We start from the raw sequence: 19,870 nt of genomic DNA on the forward strand, positions 1-19,870 counted from the left end.
GTGCCCGTGGACCGTGTGTTCACGCACGGTCCGGGCGATGTTTCAGAGGGCCCAATCAGGTTTGCGATTGTTGAAGAACGCATTCAGGCCGGCCTGTCCTTCGGCGGAGGTGCGGACCTTGGCGATCAGGCGAAGGTTGTCGGGTTGCTCTTGCAACAGACCGTCGTGCTTGCCCAGCCGGCGCAGCATGGTTTTGATTTCGCGGCAGGCTTGCGGCCCGCCTTTGTGGATATGCCCAAGCCACTGATCGCGACTGCTGTGCAGTGCCGAGGTCGCGGTCTGTCGATGCACCAGGCCGAGGTGCACGGCGCTGGCGGTATCGAAAATCTCGGCCGAGAGCATGTAGTGCCGCGCCTGGCGCAGACCGATGGCGCGGACCACGTAGGGACTGATCAATGCGGGGACCAATCCCAGGCGGGCCTCGCTGAACGAGAACCGCGCATCGCTGCTGGCCAACACATAGTCGGCGCAACTGATCAATCCCAGGGCGCCGCCGAACACCGAGCCCTTGGCCAGGGCGAGCACCGGAACCGGGAACTCGTCGAGGCGCTGCAGCACGATGGCCAGGCGTTCGGCATCGTCCAGGTTCTGCGCGTGACTGAACTCCAGGCTGCGGCGCATCCAGTGCAGGTCTGCGCCGGTGCAGAAGTGCGGTCCCTCGCCATCGAGCACCAGGGCCCGAAGGTCATCCCGGCTGGCGAGTTGTTCGAGGTGCTCGGCCAACTGCAGCAACAGCGCTTCGTTCAGCGCGTTGCCGGCATGGGGCCTGTTCAGTGTCAGACAAGCTACGTCCGGAGTGATCCAGCTCAGCAAAACCTCACTCATTACGCGACTCTCAAGGCTTGCTGGGTGTTGTCTTCATACAGCCGGCGATAGCCTTCGGTACCGGCGAAGCGATAGCTGGCGCTGCTGATGCGTGGGGTTTGATAGGTTTCGGCATCGCTGTGTTTGTCGCCATAGAACCAGTCGGTGTACTGCGCGTGTTCCAGTTGTGTGCGGCGTTCGAGCATGTTGGCGTGGAAGCGCTTGCGCGAATGCTTGGCATAGCCCTTGACCAGCGTGCCGGAGAAGAACTCGCCGACGCTGCCGGAGCCGTAGCTGAACAGGCCGATGTGCTTGCCAGAGAGGTCTTGCGCGTTGTTTTCCAGCAGTGACAGCAGGGCGATGTACAGCGAGGCGGTGTAGCAATTGCCGATGGCTTTACCGTAGATCTGGCTGTCGGCGTAGCTGCTTTCGCCGAGTGCGGCGGCTGCGGCTGGCTCCAGGGTTTCGAACACCGAAAAGGCTTTCTTGGCCATTTTGGTGAACGGCTGGTGGAAGCACAGGTAGCTCAAGTCGGTGAGCGCCAGGCCACCGTCATTGCGGTAGTTCTGCCAGGAATGCTTGAGCGATTCCATGTAGATATCGATCGACAGCTTGCCGTCGACAAACGCGGTGGAGGCGAAGTTCGGACGCCAGAAATCCATGACATCCAGGCTGTATTTACCCTGGTGCGGGTGAATTTCCAGAATGCGCGGGTCCTTGGCGATGATCATCGCGATAGCCCCCGCGCCTTGGGTGCATTCGCCTTCCGAGTCCTGTTTGTAGCGGGCGATATCCGAGGCAATCAGCAGGATTTTTTCGTTTGGACGCTGGCGTACCAGTGCACAGGCCATCTGCAGGCCGGCGGTCGCGCCGTAGCATGCCTGTTTGAATTCGATGACTCGGCAATCGGCTTTGAGCCCCAGCATCCGGTGCACGAAAAGTCCGGCGGACTTGGACTGGTCGATACCACTCTCGGTGGCCAGGATCACGGTCGAAATGGACGCTTTCAGCTCGTCGGTCAACAGCGGTTGGGTGGCATTGGCGGCCATGCTGACGATGTCTTCGTCAGGCGCTGGAACCGCCATGAATTCCTGACCGATACCCACCAGGTATTTGTTGGGATCAATGTTATGCCGCACGGCAAGTTCGTGAAGCGGGAAGAAGTGCTCCGGTACATACAGCCCAATGTCATCGATGCCGATCTTCATGTTCAATTCCATGATCTTTTATTCCATAGGTGAGGTGTTGGTGTTCTGCAGTGCGGCGTCGATTTATCAAGTAATCAAATGACGACAAATTATTGCCGTAACCCTCTCAAACGGGAAAAGCGAAATATTCCGATTGGATCCAGTACCTCCCTTCATGTTTTTCATTACGCTTATGCATGTGATTGTTTTTAGGCGGCAATCGGCCATCATGGACAGTTGTGATGCAGGCTTTATTCATATAAAAAAATCGGTGATTCTGCTGCGCACGGCAGTGATGTGACTGTTTTATGAACAGCAGTAGAGGCTGGATGTGACAGAAAAGTTATAAAGTTATGCTTAAGGTATCGGCCGGTTTGCCTCTGAAAAAAACAAGGTTTTTGGCTCTGGCAAGGGCTTTTGGGGCGCACGTACTAAAGAAGGGAATGATGGAGGAGTTGGAGGGTTTTAAATAATAAGGCAATAGACTACGCACTCTCGGGAGTGACCAGTCAGTCGTCGGAAAGTTTAAAGGGGCTGTGTTTTTTAAAATGGTCTATGGTGATGATTTGTTTTTTCTATATCAGGCTCCTGGAACGTCGTGCGATAGCAGTATTTGGAACGCGAGTACTAGTGTTCGCGACCGGTAACAGTGATAAAGGTAAAGAGCGGGTTTGGAAAAGTGAATTAAGTTGAGCCAACCCAGTCATTGTTTTCATGTGTTCCAACACGACACGGATCGACAGTGGGCACGCACGAATCGAGGGTGCCGATGGAGTAGGGTGAGAGGGTTTTTTGTGGTAAAACGCCACGTCGCATTAGCGCTGATGTTTACCTGATACGGACAAGGAGGTTCGAATGTTTTCCAAGATCAGTCTCGACCAGTGGCAGGCTTTTGTTTCTACGGTTGAGTGTGGCGGTTTCCAGCAGGCCGGCGAGCACATGTTCAAGTCGCAGTCGGCCATCAGCCATTCGGTCAACCGCATGGAAGCCCTGCTGGGTCAGGAACTGTTCCTGATCGAGGGCCGCAAGGCCGTATTGACGCCTCTGGGCCAGGCCCTGTTGCCTCAGGCCAAGCACTTGCTGGGCTCGGCGCAAAAGCTTGAGCGACTGGCCAATCAGTACCAGCCAGGGCTGTTTACCGAGCACGCGCTGGCAGTCGACATGCTGTTTCCCGCCGATTTGCTGGAGCAGGCGCTGTTCCGATTCTCCTCTGTCTTGCAAGGGCACCGAATCCGGCTGTACGAAACGGCGTTGTCCGGTGCACGCGAACTGCTGGAAGACGGCAAGGTCGAGCTGGGCATCGCCAGCAGTCTGCCGGCGGGTTATATGCAGGAATTCCTGCTCAACGTCTCGCTGCTGTGCGTCGTGGCGTCCGATCACTCACTGGCCCATTTCAACGGCGAGTTGAGCCTTACCGACATGAAAGACTACCGGCAAATCGTGATTCGCGATTCGGGCATGCGCACCTCGCAGAACAGCGGCTGGCTCGGTACGTCGCAGCGCTGGACGGTGAGCAACCTGAGCACCGCGCTGACCTTTGTCGAGCGAGGCCTGGGTTTCGCCTGGCTGCCGGAGCACATGGTCAGCGAGAAGCTGGCGAGCGGTCAGTTGCAAACAGTGCCGCTGTGTCATCAGCGTGAACGCGAAGTGCCGATGTATATGGGCTTCCCGGAAGAGTACAAGCTCAACCCGGAAGTCCGCTTGATGACCGACATCATTCGCGAGCTGTGCCAGGGCATCAAGAGCGACAAGTCCGAGACCCTGGCCCTGGCGCTCTGAAACCGTAATTCAAGCCGTTACACGACCCTGTAGCAGCTGGCGCAGCCTGCGTTCGGCTGCGAAGCAGTCGTAAAATCAGACACCACGTTTTTTCAGATTAACCGTGGAGGCAGGATTTACGGCCGCTGCGCAGCCGAACGCAGGCTGCGCCAGCTGCTACAGGGGGATGCGTTGAGCCTGAAGCATGACTGCCTAGAGTGTCTTCACGCCTTGCTGCGCCAGGTCGGCCGGCAGGAAGTCCTTGTCGGGGTCGTAATCGGGTTTCAGGTACTGCGCCAGACTTTGCAGGTCGGCGGGGCTCAAGGTTCCGGCCGCCAGCTTCAGGCGCAGGCCGCTGAGGATGTAGCTGTAGCGGGCCAGGTTGTAATCGCGCACCGCGTTGTACAGATCGCGTTGGGCGGACAGGATGTCGACGATGTTGCGGTTACCCACTTCATAGCCGACTTCTGTCGCGTGCAACGCGCCCTGGCTGGAGATGATGGTCTGGCGCAAGGCGCGCACCTGCTCGCGCTCGCTGTTGACCGAACGAAAGGCATTGCGTGAGGCCTCGACCACCTCCCGTTGCAGGCTGGTCTGGTCGTATTCGCTTTCGTCGAAACGGTGATAAGCCTCGCGAACCCGAGAGCTGGTGCGCCCACCGCTGTACAGCGGCAGCTTGAAGTTCAGCAGCACCGAACTCTGTTTCTCGTTACCGCCGCGTTGGCCGAACCCTGGCGGGTTGTCCATCACATCGGCGTCGCCCTCGGCATACCCCAATTGCAGCCCCAAGGTGGGCAAGTGTTCGGCCTTTTGGCTGCGCAGGTTTTCCTGTGCCGCCTGGGTTCTCGCCTGGCTGGCACGCAGGCGCAGGTTTTGCGTCAGCGCCTGGTCAACCCAGGACTGGGCTTCGTTGGGTATTGGAGGCTCGACGGGGAGGGTATGGCGGATGCCGATCAAGGGCGCCTGTGGCTGGCCGGTCAGGCGATTCAGTGCCTGGTAAGCATCGTCGCTCAGGCGCTGGGCATTGATCACGCTGGCATGGGAACGGTCGTAGCTGGCCTGCGCCGACAGCACATCGTTCTGGTCCGAGAGGCCGGCGTCGTAGCGTTGCCGGGTCTGGTTCAACTGACGCTCAAAGGCGCGCAACTCGGCTTTGGTGGCGGCCAGGGTGTCTTCGGCCAGCAGCGTGTCGAAATAGGCCTGGGCGGTCTTCAGCACCAGTTCCTGCTGGACGGTGGAGAAGTCCAGTTTGGCCTGTTCGCTCAGGGCGTTCGCGGACTTGAGGTTGAACCAGTGCGCGGCATCGAACAGTGGCTGGTTCAAGGTCACGCGGTACAGGCTGCCGTTGCGGGTATCGACATCGTGCAGGTTGGTCCGGGTGCTGCCGTTCAGGGCTTGCAGGTCAATCTGTGGCAACAGGTCGGCGCGTGCCTGGGGCACGGCTTCGCGGCGGGCGAAGTAGTCTTCCTGGGCGGCGGCCATTTCGCTGTTGTGCTCCACGACCTGGCTGTACACCGACATCAGTGTGCTGCGCGAAGACGTTTCAACGGCGTTGGCCTGGGCGGCGAAGATCAGCAGGGTGATCAAGGACAATCTGAACATGACGGGTACTCTTTTTCGGCCAGCCTGTCCCGCAGAACCCGGTGCGGGTTCTGGGGCAGGTGGCAAGGTGAAAACGGTTGGGGGCGGAATCAGTTCGTCAGGGCGTGGCTGACCTGGCTGAGTTCCTGATTGCGGGCCGAGTGCTGGGCAGCTCGGTGATCCTTGGCCAGGTAGGTGTAAACGGTGGGCAGGATGAACAGGGTGAACAACGTGCCCACCAGCATCCCGACCACAATCACCAGACCCAGGCTGAAGCGGCTGTGGGCGCCCGCGCCGCTGGCCAGCAGCAGCGGGATCAGCCCCACCACCATGGCGGCGGTGGTCATCAGAATCGGCCGCAAACGGATCAGCGCCGCCTGCTCGATGGCTGTGCGCCGGTCGAGTTGCTGGCTCTGTTGCAGTTCGTTGGCGAACTCGACCATCAGGATCCCGTGCTTGCTGATCAGGCCGATCAGCGTCACCAACCCGATCTGGGTATAGATGTTGACGGTGGCGTAGCCCAGGTACAGCGGAATCAACGCGCCGCAGATCGACAACGGCACACTGATCAGAATCACCAACGGGTCGCGCAGGCTTTCGAATTGCGCCGCCAGCACCAGGTAGATCACCAGGATCGCGAAGGCGAAGGTGATCATCAACGCGCTGCCTTCCTGAACGAATTGGCGGGCATCCGACAACCAGTCATGGGTGAAGCCGGCGGGCAATGTCTGGGCTTGTGCGGTCAGGAACTTCACCGCATCGCCGATACTGACGCCGGGTGCCGGAACCGCTTGCAGGGTGGCCGAGTTGAGCTGGTTGAACTGGGTCAGCTTGTTCGCCTCCACTGCCATCTCGAAACTGACCAGCGTCGACAGCGGAATGTGCGCGCCATTGGCCGCCTCGACGTATTGGCCCACCAGCAATTCGCCGGACATGCGCTGATTGCGCGGCACCTGCGGGATCACATCGTAGGCTCGACCATTGAGGGCGAAGCGGTTGATGTAGTTTTCGCCCACCAGTACCGCCAGCGAATCGCCGATCGCCTGCATGCTGATCCCGAGATCGTTGGCCTTGGTGCGGTCGATCTTGATGTTCACCAGCGGGCTGTTGAAGTCCAGGTCGCTGTCGACGACAGCGAACAGTCCGCTGGCGCGCGCGGCTTGCTTGATGCGTTCCAGTTCCTCGAACACCACGCGGTGATCCTGGGAGCTCTGAATCACCATCTGCACCGGCAGGCCACCGGTGGAACCCGGCAACGATGGCAACTGGAAGGCGAAGATGCTCATGCCTTCGATCTCGTTCGCTTCCTGCTGCACCTGGGCCTGAATGGTGTCGGCGCTGCGGCTGCGTTTGTCCCACTCGCTGAGGTTGGCGCCGCCGAATGCACTGCGGGGGCCGTCGTTGCCGACCACGACCCAGGTCATGTCGGTTTCCGGGTAGGTGCCCAGCAAGGTGTCGAGTTTGCGCGAGTAGGTTTCGGTGTAGTCGATGTTGGCGTATTGCGGGGCCTTGGCCACCGCCAGCACCTGCGCCTGGTCTTCGCCGGGGGCGAGTTCACGCTGGGCGTTGAGGTAGAGGAACGGCAGGCTGGCGAACACCAGCAGGGCAATCACCGCGGTGATCCACGAGTGGTGCAGCGAGAAGTCCAGCACCCGGCCGTACTTGTCGCCCAGCCAGTGGAAGAACCGTTCCGCGCCACGGGCCATCACGCCTTCGTTGGACTTGCTGGTGAGCAGCAGCGAACTCATCAGCGGCGACAGCGTCAAGGCGACGATCCCGGAGACGATCACCGCCCCCGCGAGGGTGAAGGCGAACTCTTTGAACAGTGCGCCGGTGAGTCCGCCCATCAGGCCGATCGGTGCGTAGACCGCCGCCAGGGTGATGGTCATGGCGATCACCGGACCACAGATTTCCCGTGCGCCGACCATCGCCGCATGCAGCGGTGACTTGCCTGACTCGATATGCCGGTGGACGTTCTCCACCACCACGATGGCGTCGTCGACCACCAGCCCGATTGCCAGCACCATCGACAGCAATGTCAGCAGGTTAATGCTGAAGCCGAACAGGTGCATCATCGCCGCCGCACCGACCAGCGACAGCGGAATCGTCACCAGTGGAATCAGTACCGTGCGCATCGAACCGAGGAACAGGAAAATCACCACGGCCACGATCACCACCGCTTCGAGCAAGGTGCGCATCACTTCGTCGATGGACGCCTTGATAAAACGCGCGACCTCGAAAACGATGTTCATGGTCATGCCCGGCGGCAGGGTTTTCTGCACCTGGGGCATCATGTCCTCAACCCCTTTGACGATGGTCAGCGGGTTGCCGCTGGGCGTCGGGTGCAGGCCGATGAAGACGCTTTTTTCACCGTCCATGATGCCGCTGGTTTCATAGGCGGTGGCGCCCAGCTCGGCGGTGCCGATGTCACTCAGGCGGATCAGCGTGTCGCCCTTGCTCTTGATCACCAGTTGGCGAAACTGCTCGACGCTGGTCAGGTCGGTGTTGATGTTGATGTTCGCCGAAACGTACGCGCCCTTGGTCTGGCCGGGGGCTGCCTGGAAGTTGTTCTTGCGGATCGCCTCGGCCACGTCGCTGGCGGAGATATTGCGCGCCGCCATGCGCACCGGGTCCAGCCACAGGCGCATGGCCAGGGTCTGACCGCCGAGCACTTCGGCATTGGCGACGCCGTCGATGGACGAATACAACGGCTGGATCACCCGCGACAGGTAATCGGTAATGGCCGGCAGGCCGATATCCTTGCTGGAGAAGCCGACGTAGATCACCGCCGTACCTTCACCGGACGACTTGGCGATCACCGAGTCATAGGCACCTTCGGGCAGGCGGTATTTCACCTGATTGACCGCCGCCATGATTTCCGTCAGCGCCTTGTTGGAGTCGGCGTTGAGTTTCAGGCGGATGCTGATCAGGCTCTTGCCCTGGGTCGAGCTGGACGTCAGGTAATCGACCCCGTCCACCGAGGCCACGGCCTGGGAAATCGGTTGGGTGACGAAACCCTGCATCAGCGACGATCGGGCGCCGGGATAGCTGGTGGTGACGGTGATGGTCGCGCTTTCCAGCGCCGGATACTGGCGTATCGGCAGCTTGAGCAGGGCCAGCACGCCGAGCATCACGATCAGCGCGCTGACCACCAGCGTCAGCACGGGGCGACGAATAAACAGGTCGGTGAATTTCATACCGGGACAGAGCCTTCTTCAGTTGCTCGTTGGCGAAGGGAACGCTTCATTGTTTTTGCGCCATATCCAGCAGCGGGCCGTTGTTCTGGGCCATGGCATCCTCGGTGATGCGTACCGGCATGCCGTTGCTCAGCTTGATCTGGCCGGAAATCACCACGCGATCCCCGGGTTTGATCGCATCGAGTACGACGATGCGATCTCGATGGCGCGGGCCGACCTTGACGAACACCTGCTCGACTTTCAGTTGGCCGTCGTTGTCGCGCACCACGAACAGCGAGTTGCCGTAGGCGGTGTAGTTGATCGCGGTTTCCGGCACGGTCAGGGCGGTGGTTGGGTTGGGCAGTGAAATCGTGACGTCGGCGAACATCCCCGGTTTGAGCAACAGCTCAGGGTTGTCCAGCGTGGCCTGGACCTGCATCGAGCGGGCGCCCGGATCGATCTGCTGTTCGAGGGTGCTGACGGTGGCCTTGAACAACCGGTCCGGGTAGGCGTCGACGCGCAGGTGAACCTCTTGGCCCGGTTGCAACTGGGCAGCGGTCTGTTCCGGCATCGGGAAGTTGACGAACAGGCGCGAAAGATCGGTCAGGGTCACGACCGGGTCACCGGGGTTGAGGTACTGCCCCAGGTTGGCCCGACGAATCCCCAGGACTCCGGCGAACGGTGCGCGGATGGTCTTCTGGTTGATCACTGCCTGGACGCTGGCGATGTCCCCGCGCACCTGGTCAAAGTTGGCCTGGGCCTGGTCCAGTTGCGATTGCGTGGAGGCCAGCAGCAAGACTTTGCGGGTACGTTCCAGGGCCAACCGGGCGTTCTTGGCCTGGGCCTGGAGCTTGCTCATGTCACCTTGTTCGCGTTCGTCATTGAGCTTGATCAGCACCTGGCCGGCGCTGACGCTTTTGCCGGAAGTGAAGTTCAGTTGCACGATCCGCCCGCCGACTTCCGGCGAGACCTGGACCTGATTCACTGCTTCGAGGGTGCCGACGCCGGACAACTCCACCGGGATCGGGCCGGAAATCACGCTGGCCACGGCCACCGGAGTCAGTGCAGCCACTGATGCAGCGGGCTTGTCGGTCTTGCCGCTGGCGAGCAGCGGGGTGAAGGCGGCAATCCCGATCGCCGCTGCCAGCGCCGTGCCGCCGCTGAGCCAATAAGTCATTTTCATCTCAGTTGTCCTCGACGATCGGCAGGTTGTCGGCAGTGGCTTGCTGGATTTGTTTGAAGTTGCCGCGCAGCATGTCCAGCGACAGCGCCCCCGGTATTACCCACAGTCCCTCGACCACCAGGCTCGGCACCGAGCTGATGTTCAGGGCGCGGCCTCGGGCGAGGTCGTTTTCCAGATCGCTCAGCGCGTGCTGTTCCAGGTACTGGGCGAAGTAATCCGCGCTGAAGCCTTGCTCTTCGGCCACTTCGAGGATGGTCTGCAGGCTGCCGATATTGCGGCTCTCTACCAGGTGGGCGATTTGCAGGCGGTCAAACATCAGTTCGTGGGCCTTGGGACCGGCCAGGGACTGGGCGGTCTGACAGGCCTTGGCGGCCAGCAAACCCGAGGGGTATTCAAAATCCTGTTGGCGCATGCCTTCGATATTGATGCGCTTGACCTCTTCGGCTTTGGCGCACTGTTCCCAGTGCTGGAGGATCACTTCCTTGGCCTTGGGCATCGAACCGAAACGCTGGATCATCTGTGCGTTGTTCGATTGCAGGACGAAACTGCGGTGCTGGATATCCAGATCGAACTCTTCGCTCAAGGCTTTCAAACGCGGGCCCAGAACAAAGCACCAGCCACACACAACATCATGAAAATATTCAACTTTTAGAGACGGCATGGGGGGAATTCCTGAAATCAGTGAGATGGCAGGACTATCCCTTGGCGGGCGATGAACAAAAAAGCGACTTTTTTGAGGTATATCCACCCATGGTGCTCATCATCGGGCGGATAGCTGTCGTAGCAGACAGGTATGGGGGCGGTGCAAAGACGGAGCGATCTTGTTTGTTCCGTGCTTTTTTTGAGCGGATCGGGATGAATGCGGCCCAGGCGCTGTATGAAAAATAAGTACGATTTCTTGAAAAGTGACGGTGTTCAGTCAGCTTTTTTACTGGCCTCAGTGACTGTTGGCTTTCGTCGGGGCGGAGAGTTTTTTGGGTAATGTCTGCTTACTGTTGATCGCCGTTAAATCTTGAATCACTCGTCTACTCTGCGTGCACAGACCAGGAGTCTGTCGTTATCAGCAGTCGCAAGGAGCGAACCATGTACTTTGAGATCTACAGGCAGTCGCGAGGCACCCCGCTTACCGGGAAGGGCCAATGGCGCTGGCGTTTAAGGGCGGCCAATCACGAGACGGTTGCCAGCGGCGAGTCATACGTCAACAAGGCGGATTGCTTGCACGTGATCGACTTGATCAAAAGCGTCCACAACGAAACGTCGGTGAAGGAAATCTAGGCTGTGTGTTGAAACGGGGCTGCTCAGCATGTCGGGCAGCTTCGTGTCGCAGGTCCTGATGGCGGGGGGCGAACAGGTAATCCTTCTTGCCGATAGACGGCGCTCCCCACAGCTTCATAAACTGTCGCCAGTCTTGAAGACCGGAGGCAGCTGATGAACCGCAATGAACTGCGTAAGGCCGACATCAATTTGATGGTGGTGTTCGAGACGCTGATGCTCGAGCGCAACGTGACGCGAGTCGCAGAGAAGCTGTTTCTCGGGCAACCGACCATCAGCTCGGCACTCAACCGTTTGCGGGCAATGTTCAACGATCCGCTGTTTATCCGGGTCGGTCACCGTATGGAGCCGACGGCGCGGGCCGAGGAGCTGATTCAACACCTCTCGCCGGCGCTGGACGCGTTGTCCTCGGCGTTGAGCCTGACCCATCACTTCGATCCTGCCAGCAGCACCATGACCTTTCGCATCGGTTTGTCCGATGACGTCGAATTCGGTCTGTTGCCTCCGCTGTTGCGCGCATTGCGCCAGGAAGCGCCGCAAGTGGTGTTCGTGGTTCAGCATGTCGATTACTGGCGGATCCCGGACTTGCTCGCGTCCGGTGACATCACGGTCGGCATCAGCCAGACCCGAGGCCTGCCGGCCAATGCCAAGCGCAAACTGTTGCGGCACATTCTGCCCTGCATACTGCGCGCCGATGCCTGCGATACGCCGCTGACCCTCGACGAGTACTGTTCGCGGCCGCATGTGCTGGTTTCGCACACGGCCAATGTCAGTGGTTATGCCGATGAGTGGCTGGCCGAGATCGGTCGCAAACGCCAGGTGGTGCTCTCGGTGCCGCAATACAGTGCCTTGCCGGCCCTGCTCGCGGGGACTGACCTGATTGCCAGCCTGCCGGACTACGCGGCAGCGGCGATGGCCGCCTCGGGTCAGTTGTTCATGGAACCGTTCCCGTTCAAGACGCCGACCCTGGACCTGTCCATGGTCTGGCTGAGTCACGTCGATACCGACCCCGCCGAACGTTGGCTGCGTGCACGGCTCGAAGCCTTCATGAGCGAGCGTGGTGTGTCCGGGATACAGAGCGACAAGTTGCTCGGACGCTAACCGACGGCAGTTTGCTTGCCCGGCATTTCGCGGGGAAGGGCGGGGGCGCTCTATGGTATATCTACGCCCCTTCGTTCAGTCCTCAAGGAGCATCGCAATGCCTCACCTGCACATGGAATACACCGCCAACCTGCAGAACCTCAATGTCGATGTGGCGTTGCTGCGCTTGAACAACGCATTGGTGGCGTCCGGGCAGTTTTCCGCAGAGTACGATATCAAGAGCCGTGCGGTGCAGGTTGGTGCGTTCCGGGTTGGTACCGGGCTTGGCGAGCGTGGTTTTGTGCATGTGAAGCTGGCGTTGCTGAGCGGGCGCACGCCAGCGATCAAGAAGCAATTGTCCGAAAGCCTGTTGGCGGTGCTGCAGGAGCTCTGCGAATGGCCCGCCAGTGTCGATGTGCAGTTGTGCGTCGAGATTCTGGATATCGATCGCGATTCCTACGCCAAGACGGCCATCAGCCACTGATACCCTGCGCGTTGACCCTCAGGCAAACCCCTGTTCTGTACAAGCCTTGACCACTTGCTCGCGAAGCCAGGTGTTGGCGCTGTCCAGTTCGCGGGTTTGACTCCACTGCATCTCGAGGGTGAACCCTGGTACGCCGTTCGGCGCCTCGCAATGGCTGAAGACCGAGTCTTTGGCCAGCAGGTGCTGGATGCGCCGGGGCATGGTCAGAATGAAGTCAGTCCCGGTGATCAGCTTCAGTGCAGCGCTATAGCTGTTGGCGCGCGCAACGATCTGGCGTTTGTGCGCCTGTTGGGCGAGCCAGCCGTCGACCATGTTGGTGGTGGACGTCCACGGCGTGGGGAACACGTGTCGGCGTTCGACGTAGGCTTTGAGGCTGATGCGAGGCTCCAGCGGCGTCGCCCGTTTATCGAAAACGCACACCAGATCGTCCTCAAGCAACACCTGTGATCTGAAGTCAGTGTGGCTGCGATGAAAGTTCGGGCCGAAGCCGATCACCAGGTCGAGGCTGCCATCGCGCAGCTCTTCGGCTGGGATGTCGGTTTCGAGTTTGTGCACATTGACGATCACCGGCAGGTCGGCGAAGTCGAAGTTCTTCAATATTCGCGGCAGGATCAGTTGCTCGAAGTATTCCGGCGCACAGATATTGAAGGTCACGGCTTGCTGCGTCGGGTCGAATGCCTGAACCCCGGCATGGCACAGGTTGATGCTTTCGAGAATCTTCTGCACGTGTGCGTACATGGTGCCGGCCTTGTAGGTCGGACGCATACCGGTGCGGGTATTGATGAACAACTCGTCCTCGAAACTGGTGCGCAGTTTCTTCAGGCAGTAACTCACCGTGGACTGGCTGACGAACAGCGCTTCAGACACACCGGTGACGCTGCTTTGCTCATACACGGCGATGAACACCATGAGGTCCTGCATGTCGAGCTTTCTAAGCAAGTTACTGTTCAGCATCCGTACTGCCTCACTCCGCTCGTTGCGCAAGTTGTGCGCAAACGTGTGCGAGTGATGCTAACGGAACGATCGTCCTAGGAGAATGCCTCGTAGGATTATTCACGGACAAGTGTGGGACAGAAGTTGTTGCGAATGCGACGTCTGTCGCAATCCGGGCCGAAGGCGGGTGAGCACCTTCAGCCTTCAGCCGCCGTGTTTATGCGGTTGCTGGAAGCGCGCGACGGCTGGACATCACCAGCGCGAGCATCCCGATGGCTACCAGCAAGGCACCCACGACTTCCAGCATCAGCGGTTGCTGTGCCAGCCAGAACCAATGGAACAAGGTGATGAACAACGTGCTGAGGTAGACGTAGGAAATGACCGTGGACGGTGCAATCACCCCGATTGCCCGGTGCAGCAACCAGAAGGTTGCCAGGGTCGCGAACAACGCCAGGTAGACCAGCCAGAACAGGTCGTGAGCCGTCAACAGGGCGCCGGATCGCCAGCCGCCATTGACCAGGCTGAACGCAAACAGGAACAGCGAGCCGAAGAGCATGTTCCAGAACGTCATCACCACAGGCCCGCGGCCCTTGAGGCTGTTGGCCTTGAAGCGCTGACTCAGCGGTGAATAGAGCGCCATCGCCAGGCAGCCAACACCGAACACCGACACCGCGTAGAGCGAAGGGACTTCACCGGGACCTGTGCCCTTGAGGATCAGCAACAGCGCACCGGCCGCCGCAATCAGCATCGGCAACAGGCGGCTTTTCGAGCTGCTGCCAGGTATCAGGAAGGCCTCGAAGCACAGCGTCATCAACGGCACCAGGGTAAACAGGGTGCCGGTATTGACCGCCGAGGTGTAGCGCAGGGCTTCAAATAACGAGCCGAAATACACAGCCAGCAACAGCCCGAGCCAGGCATGACTGACAAGGCCTTTGGCGGTGATCGCGGTGCCGCCGTTGAGCAGCAGCATGGGCAGAAACGCCAATGCCGAAAACAGCAGCCGCAGGCCGGTCAGCAGGATCGGGTCGATGGATTGGCTGACCTCGGCGGCGGCGAAAAACGAGGCGGCAACCAACGCAGCCCAAAGCAACATGCCCGCGTTGGCGGAGGCGAAACTGGTGTGTTTCATCGGTGTGTCCCTGATCAATCAATGTGTTTGGCGTAATGCCGTGGGTCAAAGCGCAACACCATCAGAACCATCAACAGCATCACTGCCGTCAGTGACCACCAGGCCCATTCGAAACTGCCCAGTTGATCGCGAATCATCCCGGCGATCAGCGGCGACACGCCGGCGATCAGATAGCCGATCCCTTGCACGAACGCCGTGAGCCCACCCGCGCGCTGAGGGTTGTCCAGGTGATCCAGCGAGACGATCAGGCTCATGGGAAACAGGCCGCCAATACCCAGGCCCAGCAAACACGGCCAGAGCAGGCTCAGGTGTTGCGGGCTGAGGATCAGCCCGCAGAAACCGGCCATGATCAATCCCAGCAGCACCACCAGAACCAGTCGTTTATCGCGGCTGCGGTTGGCGATGGCTGGCGTCAGCAAGCCGGAGATCACCTCCATGGCCGTCAAAAAGCCTAGCAGCAGGCCGGCGTTCTGCTCGCTCCAGCCTTTTTCGACGTAGTACGGGGCCAGCCAGGCCAGCACGCAGGTGTAGGACGCGGTGCCCAAGCCGAAGAAAATCGCCAGCAGCCAGGCGCGCGAATTGCTGAAAAACGCTTCTTTGCGTTGCACGGTGGCAGGCGTCGCGGGGATGGCGTGACGTTGGCCGTACCAGAGCAACAGGGCGAGCAATGCCAACACCGCCCAGATCGCCAACCCCACACGCCAGCTGCCGGTACGGCTCATCACCAACGGCGCGAACGATGCCGCGATGGCCGCGCCGCCCATGATAGAGGTGACGTAAAGCCCCATGAACAGCGAGACGTTGTCGCTGAAGCGGGATTTGATCAGGGCTGGCATCAAGGCCTGGATCAGCGCAATGCCGATGCCGGCGAGGACTGCGCTGAGGATCAGCTCGGCGGCCGAATCGAGGAACAGCCGCGACACAGTGGCCAGGCCAATGATCAGCAGCGACAGCACCACCGTTCGATGTTCTCCCAGGCGCCGGCTGACGCTCATGCCGAAGAACATCGCCAAGCCCATGGCCATCACCGGCAGCATGGTCAGCAGCGACGCCAGGCTGAAACTCAACGCAATATCGCCGCGAATGGCCGATAACAGCGGGCCGACGGCGGCCATCGACGGGCGCAGGTTCAGGGCGACGAGGATCACGGCGATCATCAGCCAGACAGCGGGACGGGAGGTGGCGCGAACGTTTTCCATAACCATACCTTGAAGGACAAGGTCTGGATTAGGCGGGGCGGGGGGGAAGTCGGCAACTCAGAAAGTGAAGTGTCGTATTTAAAAATTAAATAACAGGCGCGGCGTGCACTTCCCGCGTTGGCAGGCGAGCCCGCACCTGCAGGTCAGTGGCACCTTGCAGGAGCGGGCTATGGCGTTTTTGTCAGAACGGTTTGGTTGGCAGGTATTTGCCGTCCAGAGTGATCACTGCACGGGAGCCGCCGTCCGGATCTTCGACTTTCTTGATGTCCAGTTTGAAGTTGATGGCGCTGATGATGCCATCGCCGAACTGTTCATGGACCAAGGCCTTCAAGGTCGAACCGTACACTTGCAGCATTTCGTAGAAACGGTAGACGGTCGGATCGCTCGGGATACCGCCCTGGATGCTGCCGCGCAGAGGCACGCTTTGCAGCAGGCGGCTGGCGTCCTGGTCCAGTCCGAGTTTGGCGCAGACCACCTCGGCCGCATCGGCCGGCAGCGGGTGCTGGCCAAGCAGGGCGGCGGTGACAAACGCCAGGCTCAGGCCGGTGCCGTCGGTGAGGTCCTGCCACGAGAGGTTTTTACGTGCCTTGGCGTCGATGATGGTATCGGCGAGGGCCAGGCGTGGGGCTTGAGCGAATTGAGATTGCAGCATGGTGATTTCCTCTTTCGGTACGTAAGAAAAATTGGGGTTAGGCAGCGTTTGGCTGTTTGCGAGGCAGTGCACAGGTCGTCGGGTGTTCGGCGAGCGAAACGAAGCGTTGAGTCGCCCCGTCCAGCGCGGCGATCGATCCGCTTTCGATGTCGTAGACCCAGCCGTGCAGGTTCAGGCGACCCTGTTCCAGGGCTAGCGCAACTGAGGGGTGGGTCTTGAGGTTGGCCAGTTGGGCGACCACGTTTTCCCGCACCAGCGAGTCCAGGCGTTCCTCCGCCGAGGCATGAGTGCGGGCGGCGTTGACGACCTTGGCCGACTCGGCGTGCCGCAACCAGTTGGCGACGGCGGGCAGGTGATCAAGGCATTTGCAGGTCGAGATGGCGGTCATTGCGCCGCAGTCGGAGTGTCCGCAGATCACGATGTCGCTGACCCCGAGCACGGCGACCGCATATTCGACGGTGGCCGACACACCGCCCGGCTCCGGGCCGTAGGACGGCACGATATTGCCGGCGTTGCGGATGACGAACATGTCACCGGGTTCTTGCTGGGTCAGCAGCTCCGGGACTACACGGCTGTCGGAACAGGTGACAAACAATGTGCCAGGGCTTTGGGTGGTGGCGAGTTGCTTGAACAGTTCGCTGCGTTCCGGGAACGCATCGCGTTGAAACTTCAGGAAGCCGTCGATGATGTCTTGCATGGCGTGTTCTCCTTGCGTCGTTGATGGGGCAAGGATGAAAGTTTTCAGCTATAGCGTCCAAGACCGGCTTATTATCGTTTCAATAAGTCATGCCTATAGTTGGAGTGCCATGCTGTTACGCCATATTCGCTACCTGCTCGCGGTCGCCGAACACCGCAACTTCACTCGGGCTGCCGAGGCATTGCATGTCTCGCAGCCAACGTTGTCGCAGCAGATCAAGCAACTTGAGGATGTCCTCGGTGCGCCGTTATTCGATCGTTCCGGGCGCACGGTGCGTTTGACCGATGCCGGCGAGGCGTATGTGCGTTATGCGCGGTTGGCCTTGCAAGACCTGGAGGCGGCCAAACGGGCGATGCACGACGTGCAGGACCTGACACGTGGCTCGTTGCGGCTGGCCATGACGCCGACCTTCACCGCTTACCTGATCGGCCCGTTACTGGCGCGTTTCAACAGCCTGTACCCGGGCCTCACCCTGAGCGTCGAGGAGATGACCCAGGACCAGATCGAGGCCGCGCTGGCCGAAGACCGACTGGACCTCGGCATCGCGTTCACCGGCAGTCACCTGGCGGACATCGACAGCCAGACGCTGTTTGCCGAAACCTTGAGCCTGGTCGTCAGTGAGGCGCATCCGGGGTTTGTCCAGCAACAATCACTCGACGCACAGGCGCTGGGCCAGCAGTCGCTGGTGCTGCTCAGTGGCGACTTTGCAACCCGCCAGCACATCGACCTGTATTGCCGACAGCAAGGCATCGCGCCACGCATCGCCATCGAAGCCAACTCCATCAGCGCGATTGTCGAGATCGTTCGTCGCGGGCAACTGGCGACCATTCTCCCCGAGGCTATCGCCCATGAACTGCCGGGGTTGCGCCCGCTGGCGCTGCAACCGGCGTTACCGCAACGCACAGTGGCCTTGCTCAGTCGCAAGGGCGCTTATCGCAGCGCAGCGAGTGAGGCATTCCGGGCGCTGGTCAGTGTTCAGTGACCGGGTGCGGTCGCCAGCCACTGGGCGAGCACCGCATCATAGGCGCCCGTGGCTTTGCTCAGGTGTAGCCACTGATCCACATAGGCCTTCCAGGCGACATCATCGCGAGGGAGCAAGTAGGCTTTCTCGCTGTACTGCAAGTACTGCTCGGGATTGACCGCGCACAACCCGGGTTTTTGCTTCTGCTGATACCGAGCTTCGGAAGCATCGGTGATCATCACGTCGGCCTTGTTTTCCAGCAATTGCTCGAAAATCGTCACGTTGTCCGGGAACAGGGTCAGCGTGGCGTTGGGCAGGTGAGTGCGGGCAAACACTTCGTTGGTACCGCCTGCCGGCTCGATCAACCGCACGGACGACCGGTTGAGCTGTTCGACGGTTTGATAGCGTTGTTTATCTTCGCAACGCACCAGCGGGATTTTTCCGTCGACGCCCAGCGTGTCGCTGAAAGAGGCCTTCTTCTGCCGCTCCAGTGAAACCGAAATACCGCCCATGCCGATATCGCAACGGTCAGCCAGAAAATCCGTCATCAGGTTTTTCCAGGTGGTGGGGACCCATTGCACGTCAACGTTCAGGCTTTTCGCCAGGGACTGGGCCATGGCGATATCGATCCCTTCGTATCCGCCCTCTGCGCGCAGATAGGTGTAAGGCTTGTAATCGCCGGTAGTACAGACCTTCAGATGACCCCGCTCAATCACCTGATCCAGGTGCGAGGGCGCATTTTGGGCAAATGCCTGCACGCTGAACGTGAGCAAGGAGCAGAGCAGTAAACGAGCTTTCATCGGGTCGTCCTTGAGTGTTGTCAGAGGAGGGGAGGTCGACGTCAGTATTTGTTGGCTGGGGGCGATGGTGCAAGTGTGGGGTCATCGAGCCGTCCGACTTGCACTGTCTTTGTTGTTGGCTAACGCAACACTTTGAAACACGGAGCGCTCCGACAGGCGTCAGGGAGCCTTCCTACATTATTCCGCTTGCCAGCTTGTTAGCGTGTCCAGAAGTTCACGCGAGCAAGACCAAGGACGGTTTGGATATCGCGCGTTGTTTCCATTCCGCTAAAGGATAAGCGAATGTCCCAACCGTCCAATACGGCGCACTTTTCACTGCAAGTTCCCGGTGTTCGCAACGACTTCAAGGTACTGGCTTTCGATGGCACTGAAGCCATCAGCAGCCTGTATGCCATTAGGGTGGAGCTGGTCAGCGAATACCCCGATGTCGATTTGGAGAGCCTGCTCAGCCAGCCGGCTTTCCTCCAGTTCGGCCTCAACGGCGAAGGCATTCATGGCTATATCGACGGGGTGCGCGCAGATGATGTCGGCAAGCGCCTGTCCCGCTATCAGCTGATCCTGGTGCCGGCGCTGCACTACTTACAATTCAGTCGTGATCATCGGATTTTCCAGGGCCAGACGGTGCCGAAAATCATCGCTCGGGTACTCAAGGCGCACGGTATTCAGGCCGATGCTTTTACCTTCAACGTCCGCACCAGTCCCGAGCGCGAATACTGCACCCAATACGGGGAAAGTGATTTTGAGTTCGTCCAGCGACTGTGCGCCGAGGACGGTATCGCCTGGCATCACCAGCACTCCCGGGACGGTCATATGCTGGTGTTTACCGATGACCAGACCTTCTTCCCCACGTTGGGCGAAACCCCTTATCAGCAAGACGCCGGCATGCTGGCGGAGCATTCGGTCGTCAGCCAGTTCTCCCAGCGTTTCAGCACCCGTACCAGCAAGGTCACCCACCGGGACTATGACCTGAAGCG

19 protein-coding genes are annotated in these 19,870 nt (G+C 59.9%); 7 read left to right on the forward strand and 12 right to left on the reverse strand.

The features are described 5' to 3' along the window. Positions 1-42 precede the first annotated feature (42 nt). Positions 43-825, reverse strand: coding sequence for an enoyl-CoA hydratase-related protein (locus tag AC1DIG_RS20880; RefSeq protein ID WP_477768808.1), 783 nt, complete (start codon positions 823-825; stop codon positions 43-45). Beyond that, a complete protein-coding gene (locus AC1DIG_RS20885) occupies positions 825-2,024 on the reverse strand; it encodes a hydroxymethylglutaryl-CoA synthase (RefSeq protein ID WP_477768809.1) in 1,200 nt (399 codons plus the stop codon). The genes AC1DIG_RS20880 and AC1DIG_RS20885 overlap by 1 nt, the downstream gene beginning before the upstream one ends. Positions 2,025-2,846: 822 nt before the next feature. On the opposite strand from AC1DIG_RS20885, the gene AC1DIG_RS20890 reads away from it, so the two are divergent. After that, entirely contained in the window at positions 2,847-3,770 is a 924-nt protein-coding gene (locus AC1DIG_RS20890) for a LysR family transcriptional regulator (RefSeq protein ID WP_477768810.1), read from the forward strand. Positions 3,771-3,962: 192 nt separating this feature from the next. On the opposite strand, the gene AC1DIG_RS20895 is transcribed toward AC1DIG_RS20890, so the two are convergent. The 4 genes from AC1DIG_RS20895 to AC1DIG_RS20910 form a co-directional block, all read right to left on the reverse strand. Then, positions 3,963-5,351: a TolC family outer membrane protein gene (locus AC1DIG_RS20895; protein ID WP_477768811.1), complete on the reverse strand. Its 1,389-nt coding sequence runs from the start codon at positions 5,349-5,351 to the stop codon at positions 3,963-3,965. An 89-nt stretch (positions 5,352-5,440) separates the two neighbouring features. Continuing rightward, a complete protein-coding gene (locus tag AC1DIG_RS20900) occupies positions 5,441-8,527 on the reverse strand; it encodes a MexW/MexI family multidrug efflux RND transporter permease subunit (RefSeq protein ID WP_477768812.1) in 3,087 nt (1,028 codons plus the stop codon). 46 nt (positions 8,528-8,573) lie between these two features. Further along, complete coding sequence (locus AC1DIG_RS20905; protein ID WP_477768813.1) at positions 8,574-9,689, reverse strand: efflux RND transporter periplasmic adaptor subunit; 1,116 nt, start codon at positions 9,687-9,689, stop codon at positions 8,574-8,576. A 1-nt stretch (position 9,690) separates the two neighbouring features. After that, positions 9,691-10,350 carry a DsbA family oxidoreductase gene (locus AC1DIG_RS20910; protein WP_477768814.1) on the reverse strand — a complete coding sequence of 220 codons (660 nt, stop codon included), beginning with the start codon at positions 10,348-10,350 and terminating at the stop codon, positions 9,691-9,693. Between the two features lie 41 nt (positions 10,351-10,391). Between AC1DIG_RS20910 and AC1DIG_RS20915 the strand changes: the two genes are divergently transcribed. The 4 genes from AC1DIG_RS20915 (at position 10,392) to AC1DIG_RS20930 (ending at position 12,525) form a co-directional block, all read left to right on the forward strand. Beyond that, complete coding sequence (locus AC1DIG_RS20915; protein WP_477768815.1) at positions 10,392-10,577, forward strand: hypothetical protein; 186 nt, start codon at positions 10,392-10,394, stop codon at positions 10,575-10,577. A gap of 195 nt (positions 10,578-10,772) precedes the next feature. Continuing rightward, the gene (locus tag AC1DIG_RS20920; RefSeq protein WP_477768816.1) at positions 10,773-10,964 is read left to right on the forward strand and encodes a YegP family protein; all 192 of its coding nucleotides are present in this window, start codon (positions 10,773-10,775) and stop codon (positions 10,962-10,964) included. Positions 10,965-11,117: 153 nt separating this feature from the next. Then, complete coding sequence (locus tag AC1DIG_RS20925; protein WP_477768817.1) at positions 11,118-12,062, forward strand: LysR substrate-binding domain-containing protein; 945 nt, start codon at positions 11,118-11,120, stop codon at positions 12,060-12,062. A gap of 97 nt (positions 12,063-12,159) precedes the next feature. Then, positions 12,160-12,525: a 5-carboxymethyl-2-hydroxymuconate Delta-isomerase gene (locus AC1DIG_RS20930; RefSeq protein WP_477768818.1), complete on the forward strand. Its 366-nt coding sequence runs from the start codon at positions 12,160-12,162 to the stop codon at positions 12,523-12,525. An 18-nt stretch (positions 12,526-12,543) separates the two neighbouring features. Here AC1DIG_RS20930 and AC1DIG_RS20935 read toward each other — a convergent pair whose 3' ends face one another. The 5 genes from AC1DIG_RS20935 to AC1DIG_RS20955 all read right to left on the reverse strand — a co-directional run bounded on the left by AC1DIG_RS20935 (position 12,544) and on the right by AC1DIG_RS20955 (position 17,135). After that, entirely contained in the window at positions 12,544-13,479 is a 936-nt protein-coding gene (locus AC1DIG_RS20935) for a LysR family transcriptional regulator (protein WP_477768819.1), read from the reverse strand. 196 nt (positions 13,480-13,675) lie between these two features. Then, positions 13,676-14,587: a DMT family transporter gene (locus tag AC1DIG_RS20940; RefSeq protein WP_477768820.1), complete on the reverse strand. Its 912-nt coding sequence runs from the start codon at positions 14,585-14,587 to the stop codon at positions 13,676-13,678. 14 nt (positions 14,588-14,601) lie between these two features. Further along, a complete protein-coding gene (locus AC1DIG_RS20945; RefSeq protein ID WP_477768821.1) occupies positions 14,602-15,786 on the reverse strand; it encodes a cyanate transporter in 1,185 nt (394 codons plus the stop codon). 181 nt (positions 15,787-15,967) lie between these two features. Then, positions 15,968-16,438 carry a cyanase gene (gene cynS / locus AC1DIG_RS20950; protein ID WP_477768822.1) on the reverse strand — a complete coding sequence of 157 codons (471 nt, stop codon included), beginning with the start codon at positions 16,436-16,438 and terminating at the stop codon, positions 15,968-15,970. Between the two features lie 37 nt (positions 16,439-16,475). Then, a complete protein-coding gene (locus AC1DIG_RS20955; protein WP_477768823.1) occupies positions 16,476-17,135 on the reverse strand; it encodes a carbonic anhydrase in 660 nt (219 codons plus the stop codon). A 109-nt stretch (positions 17,136-17,244) separates the two neighbouring features. Between AC1DIG_RS20955 and cynR the strand changes: the two genes are divergently transcribed. Further along, on the forward strand, positions 17,245-18,117 hold the full coding sequence (gene cynR / locus AC1DIG_RS20960; RefSeq protein WP_477768824.1) for a transcriptional regulator CynR: 873 nt from the start codon (positions 17,245-17,247) through the stop codon (positions 18,115-18,117). Here the strand turns inward: cynR and AC1DIG_RS20965 are convergent. Continuing rightward, entirely contained in the window at positions 18,111-18,896 is a 786-nt protein-coding gene (locus AC1DIG_RS20965; RefSeq protein ID WP_477768825.1) for a transporter substrate-binding domain-containing protein, read from the reverse strand. The two genes, cynR and AC1DIG_RS20965, sit on opposite strands and share 7 nt — an antisense overlap. 282 nt (positions 18,897-19,178) lie before the next feature. Between AC1DIG_RS20965 and tssI the strand changes: the two genes are divergently transcribed. After that, positions 19,179-19,870, forward strand: a 692-nt coding sequence (tssI, locus tag AC1DIG_RS20970; RefSeq protein WP_477768826.1) for a type VI secretion system tip protein TssI/VgrG, incomplete at its 3' end; no start/stop codon positions are given.

The organism is Pseudomonas sp. 05N431, from assembly GCF_056397005.1.

Excerpts from the sequence above, each read along its gene's own strand:
- AC1DIG_RS20880 (WP_477768808.1), bottom strand. The coding sequence starts at position 825 with ATGAGTGAGGTTTTGCTGAGCTGGATCACTCCGGACGTAGCTTGTCTG.
- AC1DIG_RS20885 (WP_477768809.1), bottom strand. The coding sequence starts at position 2,024 with ATGGAATTGAACATGAAGATCGGCATCGATGACATTGGGCTGTATGTA.
- AC1DIG_RS20890 (WP_477768810.1), top strand. The coding sequence starts at position 2,847 with ATGTTTTCCAAGATCAGTCTCGACCAGTGGCAGGCTTTTGTTTCTACG.
- AC1DIG_RS20895 (WP_477768811.1), bottom strand. The coding sequence starts at position 5,351 with ATGTTCAGATTGTCCTTGATCACCCTGCTGATCTTCGCCGCCCAGGCC.
- AC1DIG_RS20900 (WP_477768812.1), bottom strand. The coding sequence starts at position 8,527 with ATGAAATTCACCGACCTGTTTATTCGTCGCCCCGTGCTGACGCTGGTG.
- AC1DIG_RS20905 (WP_477768813.1), bottom strand. The coding sequence starts at position 9,689 with ATGAAAATGACTTATTGGCTCAGCGGCGGCACGGCGCTGGCAGCGGCG.
- AC1DIG_RS20910 (WP_477768814.1), bottom strand. The coding sequence starts at position 10,350 with ATGCCGTCTCTAAAAGTTGAATATTTTCATGATGTTGTGTGTGGCTGG.
- AC1DIG_RS20920 (WP_477768816.1), top strand. The coding sequence starts at position 10,773 with ATGTACTTTGAGATCTACAGGCAGTCGCGAGGCACCCCGCTTACCGGG.
- AC1DIG_RS20925 (WP_477768817.1), top strand. The coding sequence starts at position 11,118 with ATGAACCGCAATGAACTGCGTAAGGCCGACATCAATTTGATGGTGGTG.
- AC1DIG_RS20930 (WP_477768818.1), top strand. The coding sequence starts at position 12,160 with ATGCCTCACCTGCACATGGAATACACCGCCAACCTGCAGAACCTCAAT.
- AC1DIG_RS20935 (WP_477768819.1), bottom strand. The coding sequence starts at position 13,479 with ATGCTGAACAGTAACTTGCTTAGAAAGCTCGACATGCAGGACCTCATG.
- AC1DIG_RS20940 (WP_477768820.1), bottom strand. The coding sequence starts at position 14,587 with ATGAAACACACCAGTTTCGCCTCCGCCAACGCGGGCATGTTGCTTTGG.
- AC1DIG_RS20945 (WP_477768821.1), bottom strand. The coding sequence starts at position 15,786 with ATGGAAAACGTTCGCGCCACCTCCCGTCCCGCTGTCTGGCTGATGATC.
- cynS (WP_477768822.1), bottom strand. The coding sequence starts at position 16,438 with ATGCTGCAATCTCAATTCGCTCAAGCCCCACGCCTGGCCCTCGCCGAT.
- AC1DIG_RS20955 (WP_477768823.1), bottom strand. The coding sequence starts at position 17,135 with ATGCAAGACATCATCGACGGCTTCCTGAAGTTTCAACGCGATGCGTTC.
- cynR (WP_477768824.1), top strand. The coding sequence starts at position 17,245 with ATGCTGTTACGCCATATTCGCTACCTGCTCGCGGTCGCCGAACACCGC.
- AC1DIG_RS20965 (WP_477768825.1), bottom strand. The coding sequence starts at position 18,896 with ATGAAAGCTCGTTTACTGCTCTGCTCCTTGCTCACGTTCAGCGTGCAG.